The sequence below is a fragment of the Cribrihabitans pelagius genome, from assembly GCF_048820915.1.
Taxonomy (GTDB): Bacteria; Pseudomonadota; Alphaproteobacteria; order Rhodobacterales; family Rhodobacteraceae; genus Cribrihabitans_A; species Cribrihabitans_A pelagius.
Window position 1 is genome coordinate 1 of sequence record NZ_JBMERR010000051.1, and the last position, 6,659, is coordinate 6,659.

Consider the following 6,659-nt stretch of genomic DNA (forward strand, 5'->3'; position numbering starts at 1 on the left):
GCGAACACGACGTGCTGGCCTATATGGCCTTTCCCCGCCAGCATCGGACCAAGCTGCACAGCGCCAATCCGATTGAACGTCTGAACAAGGAGGTGAAGCGCCGCGCCGATGTGGTCGGCATCTTCCCGAATGAGGCCTCCATCACCCGCCTGATCGGCGCCGTGCTGTTCGAACAGAACGACGAATGGCAGACCGCAAGCCGATACATGCAGGTCGAGGCCTTCGCCCAGATCGACCATGAGGAGACAGATCCCATTCTCAGCATAACAACCCAGGCCGCCTGATCATGACCTCAGGCCATCTGGAAAATTGCACCAGCTTGACGGACGTGACCATCGACAGCTTCGGTTCACATTTCGTCTCTTTCCATGGTGATCCCAAGCTGCGTGCACAATGATGTTGTTTGATACCAGTTTATTACGCGGACCAGTGAAGGCCAAGGCAACTTCGGCGGAAAGTTATCCCGCCAGTCTCATTCGGTTTACAGCTCAAATAGCTTGTGCTGGTTCAGAAATCTCTTGAAAGTTTGTGGGAGGTAATGTGGGGTGATGGATGCGGTTGGTCCAGAAATCTTCAAAAACAAATGTTTGACAGAAAGTTCGAGTCCCATCGTTCTGCGATCCGGATTGCGGGCGTGCCGGGCGCCAGCTCGATCCTGACTTCGCCCGAAACGATCCGGATCACTTCTGCTGATGCGGCAATGTCCGGCTCCGGCTGCCCCTCCGGCACATCGCAGACCACCAGCGGGGCGAAGGCCGGTTCGTCCAGCTCCGCCGCTGGCAATACCAGCCCCCCTGCTTCGCCAGCCGACGCCAGGCCGGCAGCTGGTTCGCTAAGATTCCGTAGCGCGCAGCCACGCCATTCACCGTCGCGCCTGGCTCGAGCGTGTCCGCCACCGCCCGGGCCTTGGCTTCATCCGGCCAACGCCGGTGACCCGGCGCGTAGATCTCGACCCCCAATGATTTGAGAAACGAATTTCCAGCGCACAATGCGAAACGCACTCCCCTCTGTGAGATGTGCAAGATCTCGCAGCAAGGGATAGGCGCCACAACGTGGGGCGCTAACCACGGTTAAGCCGACGCCTCTGCCCGGCCAGAGGGTTCTCCCGCGCCTGCCAGCCGCCCCTGGCTGCGCCAGGTCCGCCCGGCCCAACTGGAGAGGGGCTTTTGCCAAAAAGTACCGAGACGGGCGGGACCGCCCCCGCTCTTTCCGGAGGCCGTCGCGTGGGCGCGTTCAACGGGTCGAAAATTGAGAGGCTACCCCGCTGCGGAGGGCGGGAGTCCGATGCCGCCCAGCCTCGCCGCAGGGGGACCCGCTTAGAGCAAATCCTGGGTGGACAGCACCCGGTGGATTTCCCGGCGCACCAGCTTGCGGATGTTGCGGGTGATGCGTTCGCCAAGGGCGCCCTGCAGCTCTTCGCGCACGATGGAGGCCACAAGTTCGCGCAGACTGTCCTCGTCGTGGTAGGCGGCCTCCGGCGGCAGGCTCGCCAGTGCGGTATCGGTCAAGGCGGTCTCCGCCAAGTCCGCGTCCATGTCCCTGTCCGGAGCGTTGCCGCCCTCTCCGGCGGCAGCGGCCCCGGTCTGCGCCGTCTCCAGGTCGTCCTGCCAGACGATGGTGCCGGTCGCGGTGCCGGAGAACGGGTCCTGCGAGGCGCCGTCGGGTTCCCATTCGCCGGGCGATTGGGCGACCTTGGCTTCCAGCTCGGCGATCTTCTGCAATACCGAGGCCGCACGGCCGCCTGCGGTGTTTGCGTTGCCGTTGATCCGGGGCGCAGCGGTTGCAGCGGAAAAAAGCGTGGCGCGCGGATCGGCCCAGGGGGCTTCGGCATCTGGCGCTTCGGCATGCGCATCCCGCTCTTCCGGGACGCGCTGGATTTCGTCCTTGGCGCAAGGGCCAGCGGCGGCATCTGCTCCCGCGGACGCCTCCGGCTCCGCCCAGATGCCAGCGCCCGCCTCAGGAACTGCGTCCGCACCGTTGAGCTTCAGGCACTCCATCCCGGCAAGATGGTCCAGCGCCGGCCCCGGTCCCGAAGGCCCAGTCCGCTCCTGCGCGGCGCCTGCTGCGGCACCCTCCGGCTGATCCGGTTTCTCGTGCACCCGCAACGCCGGGGTCAGCACCAGCCTCCCGGCAGGCTTCGGCGCCGCTTCCTGGGGGCGGCCGTCCTCGCTCACCAAGCGGCGGATCGAGGACAGCACGTCTTCTATTTCGGCATGCGTAACGGGATCGGACATGTTTCGGATTACCACTCTTGCCTTTTGGGAAAGAGTGTAGCGGGCTTCCCGCTCCCGCACAACAATCAGCTGGATTCTCAGTTGCGGCGCAAGGCCTTGAGAACACGGTCCAGGTCCTTGCCGCGCTTGCTGATGTGCGCGGGCGCGTCCTTCACGAGGTTGTAGTAGAGCGCCGGATCATAGATCTCCACCGGCAGGCCAAGATGGGCGGCGGTCAGCAGCCCCTGTGCCTGCAGCAGCCGGTAGGCTGCGGTCGCCTGGTTGGCCCGGGCCTGCACCCGCTCGGTCTGGGCGTCGAGCAGTTCCTGCTCGGCCTGCAGCACGTCGAGCGTGGTGCGCGCACCCAGGGTTGCCTCCTCGCGGATGCCGTCAAAGGCGACCTGTGCGGCCCGGATACGCTCATTCGAGGAGATCAGGCTGGCGCGCGCGGATTCGGCGTCGAAATAAGCGGCACTGACCGCCTGCTGCACCTGGCGCTGCACGGTGACCAGGCTGCCGCGCTCGGCATCGGCACGGGCAATGGCCTGGCGCCGCTGCGCCGCATTGCGGCCGCCGGTATAGAGATCCTGCGTCATCCGGATACCGATGCCGGTGGTGTTGCTGGTGCCGTCGCCGTCGTTCAGATCCTCGCTGACACCGGCCTGGGCGGTCAGGCTGACGCTGGGGCCGAGATCGCGGGTGAAGGCCTGCACCAGGATGTCGGCCGCCTTGACCGAGCGCTGCTGGCTCAGGAGATCGGGCTGGTTGCGCAGGGCAATTGCCTGCGCCTTGTTCAGCGGCGAGACCTGCGGCGGCAGGCTCGGCTGGCCCGCAATCGGGCCGGGCGCGCGGCCGACCACTTGGGCATAGGTCGCCTTCGCGGTGAGCAGATCGCCTTGGGCATCGGTCACACTGGCGCGGGCGGCGGCCACGCGGCTTTCGGCCAGGGCAACATCGGTGCGGGTCACCTCGCCCACCTCGAAACGGTCCTGCGCGGCCTTCAGTTCCTCTTGCAGCAGGCGGCGGTTGTTCTGCCGCAGGGCGACGATCTCCTGCGCCTGCAAAACGCCGACATAAGCTTGCACGGCGCTGAACAGCACTTGCTGCTCGACGCTGACCAGCTGCTGCCGGGTCGCGAGCACCAGCTCTTGCGCGGCCTGGCGGCGCAGGCGGGTGGCGCCGCCGTCATAGAGCAGCTGGCTCAGCTGCAACTGGGTGGAGAGCGTGTTGCGCGTCGATTCGGAAAAGAAGCCGCCCTGCGACGGGCCGCGGGAATAGCTGTGGTTGGCGTCGATGGTCCATTGCACCAGCGGCCGCAGGGCCGACAGCGCAATCGCCGCATCCTCGTCGGTCACCCGCAACAGGGCGCGGTTCTGTTCCAGCAGGCCGCTGGTGCGGTAGGCGCCGATCATCGCATCGGTGAGGTTGTCGGCCGCCGCCTTCAGCGGTGCCAGCCCCGCGGCAGCAACTCCGCCTGCAATAACGAAAGCCTTCAGAACGCTTGCCGGAAATCTCTTTTGCATCACTTGCCCAATCCCTTGCCGCGCCGCCCGCCGCGGGTTGTTGCCATTGCCCGCCGCTGGTCCCGGCCGGGGTGTCTGATGTTGCCCGCCGCAGGCCGCGGCGGAGAAAGGTTCTGCGCCGGACCGGCCGTCGCCGGGCTCAGAGCGCAAAGGCCCGGTCTGCCTCAAACCCCGGCAGTACCGGAGCGGTGGCGTTGAACTCAAAACGCCAGGAGATCCGGCCCGCGCTCTTGTAGCCGATCTTCACCTCGCCCAGGGCGCCGGACATGAACAGCACCGCCATCCGGCCGCCGTCCTTCAGTTGCTGCTCCAGCGCCGCGGGCAGCTTCTCCACGCCGCCCTGCACCAGGATCACGTCGTAAGGCCCGTGCTCTTCGGCGCCCTCAGACAGCGGCCCTTCGTGCACGATCGCGTTGTCGGCGGCGCTGCCCGTCAGCAGTGACTGCGCTTCGCCCGCCATCTGCCCGTCCTCCTCGACGCCGATCACCATCTGCGCCACCCGGGCAGCGACGGCGCTGGAATAGCCCAGCCCGCAACCCACATCGAGCACCAGCTCATCCGCCTGAATATCGAGCGCATCCAGCATCTTGGCAAAGGTGCGCGCCTCCAGCAGCACGCGGTTGCGGCCAAGCTCCAGATCCTGGTCGGCATAGGCTGCCTCGCGCCGGCCCGCCGGGACGAACTGTTCGCGCGGGACCGAGAGCATCGCCTCGATGACCGGATATTTGGTGACATCCGAGGGCCGCACCTGGGTGTCGACCATCATGCGGCGGCGTTCGGCGAAATCGGGCATCTGCTAAACTCGTCTGTTCAGTCTGTTATCTGAGGTTGTGGCACATCCGCCGCGGCACGGCAACGGGGCCCGTGCCGGAATGCGGCCTGCCCGCGGCAGGCTGCGGCGGATTGGCCGCAGGCGGCAAAAATACGGCGCCCGGCACAGTATGCCGGACGCCGCAGCCTTCACTTCAGGTCTTGGCATCTTAGGTCTTGGCGCCCTGATCCCGAGCCGTCCCGGCACCGCCGGGCGCGGCATCTGCCTTATTGCGAGCAGCTGTAGCAGAACGGGGATGAGGGGCTTTCCCTCAGCCACTCGCTGGAGATGTCGCTGCCGCAGATCTGGCAGTAGCCGTAGGAGCCCTCCCGCAGGCGGGCGAGCGCCACGTCGATGGCGCGCAGCTCTTCAACGCAGACCGGCGCGGTTTCCGCCAGCGGCGCCGCCACGATCCGCCGGGCCGAAATGCCGCGGCTGGATCTGCGCGGCGCGGCAGGGCCGGGCTGCACCGGGCCGCCCAGCGTCCCCGGGAGTGTCTTGCGCTTACCTTCAAGAAGTTCCTTCGACATGGATAATTCCATACTTCGCCTCCTCCGCTTCGGTTGTCGCGCACCCTAACACCGGGGGACTGTAGCACATTGACCTCCGTCAATGAACTCGCAGGATATGGGAGGACCGCAACCAATGCGGAAAATCCTTCACATCCACACGCGCCCCGGCGGCCGAAAAAGGACAGAGACATGATTCGCACACTATTAATCGCATTGGCCTGCCTGGGCCTTGGCGCCTGCGAGACCACCAAGGGCGCAGGCCGCGACATCTCCAAGGCCGGGCAGGCCATCACCGGCGCGGCGCAGGACGTGCAGAACAGTTTCTGAGTTTTCCGGCTGGTACGCTGATGCATAGAAAACGCCCGGCCAGCCGCCGGGCGTTCGGTTTGCTGCCGGCCGCGGCCGGCTCATTCGATTCCGAGCATCTCCTTGGCTTCGGCCAGGGTCTCGACCGAGGCGTCATGCTCGCCCGCGTCATGCAGCTCCTGCCCTTCGTCGCGCAGCTCCTGAACCCGCGCCAGATCGGCCTCCGACAGCTCGGTGCCCGCGGCAATCGCCTCGTCGATGGCAGCAATATCGGCTGGGCACTGGCTGGCGAAAACCGGTGATGCCAGCAGGCTGAAGGCTGCGGCCCAAGTCAGGTATTTCATGATGTCATCCTCCCCAAGGTGAACGAGGCGGAGGATAACACGGAATGCGCGCGTTTTCATCCGGAGAGTTGCTGGGAGGCGGCGGATGGGCGGAGAGTGGCGCATCGAGGCGGAAAGCCGGCCTTTGCTCGTTTCACGGTGGGCAGCGCCCGAGCCTGGGTGGGTGCGAAGCGCCCTCCCGTTTGCCGGAGGCAAACCTGCGGTTTGACGGGAGGGTCGGGCGCTGCCCGGCCTGCGGCCGGTGGAAGAGAAGGACCCGTATTCAGTCACAGGTGTTTGTTAAGCAGTCACTTATCTTGGTACATAGAAAGCGCAAATTTCAGTGCGTCACCTTCCAAGTTCATCTTGAATGGTCCCTGAATGTACTTCACTCCAAAGTTTGCAATCTTTTTGCCCTTTGGGTTGTTCCAGAACTTTGGGCGAAGCTCTCTCATGTAGTGAAATTCTGGATAACCAAAATTGGAGTGAAGCTTTGAAACAGATTGATACAAGCTAAACGCAGTCAAATCGGCCAGCGAAAGTAAGATTTCATCTTTCTTTGCCTGCGCCCTTATTCGATGTGGAGTTATTCTTGACAGGTAACGCGCCCGATCGTCGTGCGGTGTATTCTGCATAGTTCCTATAAGGTTCCTTAGCTTCTTGTAATCATTCTTCTTCTCCTCAAAAACAATTTCCACCTGCTCCGGGCCGATACCAGTCTGCGACATGAAGTGGCCCAAGCGCTCTAGGGTCAGGACTCATAGCCAGTAAATGACGAGTGCGGCGAGGGCGATGGCTGAGAGGAAGACCTTCGGGCATCTGTCGTATCGGGTCGCCACACGCGGCCAATCCTTCAGCCTGCCGAACATGATCTCGATCCGATTGCGGCGTTTGTAGCGGCGCTTGTCGTACTTGACCGGTTTCTTCCGCTGTTTCCGACCGGGGATACACGCGCGTATCCCTTTGTCTTT

At 64.3% G+C, this 6,659-nt stretch carries 10 protein-coding genes and 1 pseudogene; 2 read left to right on the forward strand and 9 right to left on the reverse strand.

Features of this window, described 5'->3' with window-relative positions; translation table 11 throughout:
• Positions 1-284 (forward strand): transposase (locus ACOHX0_RS21635; RefSeq protein ID WP_420679321.1); only part of this gene is annotated, 284 nt, incomplete at its 5' end.
• Between the two features lie 289 nt (positions 285-573).
• Here the strand turns inward: ACOHX0_RS21635 and ACOHX0_RS21640 are convergent.
• From ACOHX0_RS21640 to ACOHX0_RS21665, 6 genes and pseudogenes are all read right to left on the reverse strand, one after another.
• Positions 574-783 (reverse strand): hypothetical protein, encoded by a 210-nt coding sequence (locus ACOHX0_RS21640; RefSeq protein WP_420679332.1) that lies wholly within the window; start codon positions 781-783, stop codon positions 574-576.
• Positions 784-803: 20 nt separating this feature from the next.
• Positions 804-1,049, reverse strand: a pseudogene (locus ACOHX0_RS21645) (transposase); the annotation flags it as partial.
• 267 nt (positions 1,050-1,316) lie between these two features.
• The gene (locus ACOHX0_RS21650) at positions 1,317-2,234 is read right to left on the reverse strand and encodes a hypothetical protein (protein WP_420679323.1); all 918 of its coding nucleotides are present in this window, start codon (positions 2,232-2,234) and stop codon (positions 1,317-1,319) included.
• Between the two features lie 77 nt (positions 2,235-2,311).
• A complete protein-coding gene (locus ACOHX0_RS21655) occupies positions 2,312-3,736 on the reverse strand; it encodes a TolC family outer membrane protein (RefSeq protein ID WP_420679324.1) in 1,425 nt (474 codons plus the stop codon).
• Between the two features lie 139 nt (positions 3,737-3,875).
• Complete coding sequence (locus tag ACOHX0_RS21660) at positions 3,876-4,529, reverse strand: protein-L-isoaspartate O-methyltransferase family protein (RefSeq protein WP_420679325.1); 654 nt, start codon at positions 4,527-4,529, stop codon at positions 3,876-3,878.
• Between the two features lie 245 nt (positions 4,530-4,774).
• The gene (locus ACOHX0_RS21665) at positions 4,775-5,089 is read right to left on the reverse strand and encodes a TraR/DksA family transcriptional regulator (RefSeq protein WP_420679326.1); all 315 of its coding nucleotides are present in this window, start codon (positions 5,087-5,089) and stop codon (positions 4,775-4,777) included.
• A gap of 159 nt (positions 5,090-5,248) precedes the next feature.
• Between ACOHX0_RS21665 and ACOHX0_RS21670 the strand changes: the two genes are divergently transcribed.
• On the forward strand, positions 5,249-5,386 hold the full coding sequence (locus ACOHX0_RS21670) for an entericidin A/B family lipoprotein (RefSeq protein WP_420679327.1): 138 nt from the start codon (positions 5,249-5,251) through the stop codon (positions 5,384-5,386).
• A gap of 80 nt (positions 5,387-5,466) precedes the next feature.
• Here ACOHX0_RS21670 and ACOHX0_RS21675 read toward each other — a convergent pair whose 3' ends face one another.
• The 3 genes from ACOHX0_RS21675 to ACOHX0_RS21685 form a co-directional block, all read right to left on the reverse strand.
• Entirely contained in the window at positions 5,467-5,709 is a 243-nt protein-coding gene (locus tag ACOHX0_RS21675) for a hypothetical protein (protein WP_420679328.1), read from the reverse strand.
• Positions 5,710-5,996: 287 nt separating this feature from the next.
• On the reverse strand, positions 5,997-6,416 hold the full coding sequence (locus ACOHX0_RS21680) for a hypothetical protein (protein WP_420679330.1): 420 nt from the start codon (positions 6,414-6,416) through the stop codon (positions 5,997-5,999).
• 30 nt (positions 6,417-6,446) lie between these two features.
• Positions 6,447-6,659, reverse strand: a 213-nt coding sequence (locus ACOHX0_RS21685; protein WP_420679331.1) for a transposase, incomplete at its 5' end; no start/stop codon positions are given.